Annotated in this window: 1 protein-coding gene and 1 pseudogene; one reads left to right on the top strand and one right to left on the bottom strand. The window is 70.8% G+C overall.

Features of this window, described 5'->3' with window-relative positions:
• On the top strand, positions 1-2,229 hold the full coding sequence (locus QZV72_RS09120) for an AarF/ABC1/UbiB kinase family protein (RefSeq protein ID WP_297007616.1): 2,229 nt from the start codon (positions 1-3) through the stop codon (positions 2,227-2,229).
• 38 nt (positions 2,230-2,267) lie between these two features.
• On the opposite strand, the pseudogene QZV72_RS09125 reads toward QZV72_RS09120, so the two are convergent.
• Positions 2,268-2,473 (bottom strand): annotated as a pseudogene (locus QZV72_RS09125) (hypothetical protein); the annotation flags it as partial.

Consider the following 2,473-nt stretch of genomic DNA (forward strand, 5'->3'; position numbering starts at 1 on the left):
ATGGTCAACGACATGGTCGACAGAGCCACCGACGCTTCTTCAGCATCACCGTACCCGCCCGTGGCCGCCGGGGCGGAGACGGGTACCGCCGCCTCTGTCGGGACCTGGCTCCTCGTGCCGCTGCTGATCATCGTCGGCGCGGTCGCCCTGGCCGGGGTGACCTGGCTGCTCGCGACGGTGATGCGCCGGGTGCTGGGTGTGCCGGTGGGGTGGCCGAGGTCCATCGTCGTGGCCCTGATCGTGTCCCTGGCGACCGGTGGGCTGGTCTATCTGGCGGTCGACCAGTTCTTCAGCGGTTCCGGGGACTGGGGCACTGACGTCGCCCCGGGGCCGGCGGTGATCCTCGGCGGCATCGCCCTGCTGTGGATGCTCGGGTTCGGGGCTGCGGCGTTGACGGTCCTGGAGCTCATCGTGCCGACCGGGGCGGTGTCCGGCACGCCGTGGTCGTGGCTGGCCGGGATGCGCGACGCCCGCGGACGAAACCGCCGGTACCGTGAGGTCACGGCAGTGTTCGTCCGTCACGGGCTGACCTCGGGGCGTCCCTCCTTCTCCGGGAGGGACGCCGGGGCGACCGCGCGGATCGCCAGGTCCCTCCGTGAGGCGTTGGAGGAGTGCGGGACGACGTTCGTGAAGCTGGGGCAGAACCTGTCGACCAGGGAGACGACACTGCCGCCGGAGTTCATCCGGGAGCTGTCGCAGCTGCAGACCTCGGCGTCTCCGGCGCCGTGGCCGGTGATCCGGGAGGCGCTGACCGCCGAACTGGGGGCGGACCCGGAGGAGGTGTTCGCCTCGGTGGAGCATGAGCCTATGGCGGCGGCGTCGGTGGCGCAGGTGCACCGGGCGCGGCTCCGCGACGGCGGAGAAGGCACCGCGGTGGTGCTCAAGGTGCAGCGTCCGGGTGTGGTCGAGGAGGTCACCCGGGACTCCGACATCGTGCTGCGGGTCTGCACCCGGCTGGAGAACTCCGCGGCGTGGGCCCGGGAGATGGGGCTGCGGCGGTTGGCGTCGTCGTTCACCATGACGCTGGCCGAGGAGCTCGACTACCGGACCGAGGCGCTGAACATGCGGCAGATGGCCGCTCCGGTCGCGGCGACGGGGATGGTCATGCCGCAGGTGTACGACGAGTGGTCCTCGCGTCGGCTGCTGGTGATGGACGAGCTGGTGGGCACTCCCCTGGGCTCTGCGGGCGGGCCGGACGGGGAGCTCGCCACGATGCCCCCGGAGCTGCGCCGGGAGCTCGGTGATCTGCTCATGGCGTCCTGTCTGCGGCACATGATGGAGTTCGGCGTGTTCCAGGCGGACCCGCACCCGGGCAATGTGCTGGTCATGCACGATGTGACGGTGCGGAGCGGGGCGGGGTCGGACCATGCGCACTCGCTGGGGCGGCTACGGGTGGAGGCGTCCTCGTCCGAGGAGAAGGTGACGACGCGGGAGACCGGGCTGGGCATGCTGGACTTCGGGGCTGTCGGGCACCTGGACGCCGCGGACCGTGAGGGGCTGGCGTCCGTCTTCGCCGCCATCGACCTCGGGGACGCCCGCATCCTCACCGACGCACTGCTGGGTCTCATGGACCGGCCCGAGGACCTGGATGTCCGGGCGCTCCAGCGGTCGGTCGGTGCGCTGCTGGCCCGCTACGGTGGCGGGATCGACCGCGGTGAGGGGACGGCACTGTTCAGCCGGCTCACCGCGATGTTCGCCGAGTACCGGCTGGTCGTGCCGGAGACCGTGGCGGTGGCGCTGCGCAGTCTCGCCGAGCTGGAGGGGACGCTGCGTGTCCTCGATCCGGATTATCCGCTGGTGGACACCGCCCGGCGGGAGGGCACTGCACTGGTGAAGCGGCGGTTCCGGCCCGAGGGTCTGAAAGACGCCGCGGAGGGGGTGCTGATGGAGTCGCTGCCGCTGCTGCGCGATCTGCCGCGGGACCTCTCCGACATCGTCGGTGACCTGCGGGACGGCCGGATGTCGGTGAGTATGCGGATGTTCCGGCACCCGGGTGACCGGGCGTTCCTCACCGGCCTGCTGCAGCAGGTCACCGTGGCGATGGTCGCCGGGTTCTGTGTGGTGGGCGGGGTGATGCTCATCGCTTTCGGCGACGGTGGTCCGGTGCTGGTCGATGAGCTGACCTGGCATGCGGCGATGGGTTACGTGGTGCTGTTCTGCGGGTTCCTCATGTCACTGCGCACGGTGGCGATGGTGTTGTTCCGGGGAACCCGGGGGGACGGGAGGTAGCGGACGGCAGGGGGTGACGCGTCCCCGGCCGGCGGGGGTTACCGGCCGGGCTCCGCTGCCGACGGGTCGGCGAGGCACATGGTGTCGAGGACGTTGTTGTACACGTCCAGGGCCTGGCCGGAGAAGTAGGACGCCACGTTCGCGAGGTTCGGAACCACGCCGTAAATCTTGCCCGAGACGTCACCACCGATGAGGTTGGTGCTGTCCGGGGAGACGGTGCCGATCTCCCCGGTCGCGGTGCTCC

Origin of the sequence: uncultured Corynebacterium sp. (assembly GCF_902782855.1) — a bacterium.
Taxonomy (GTDB): Bacteria; Actinomycetota; Actinomycetes; order Mycobacteriales; family Mycobacteriaceae; genus Corynebacterium.

What these genes read in the sequence shown, in the direction of transcription:
- QZV72_RS09120 (WP_297007616.1), top strand. Translation starts at nt 1, where the DNA reads ATGGTCAACGACATGGTCGACAGAGCCACCGACGCTTCTTCAGCATCA.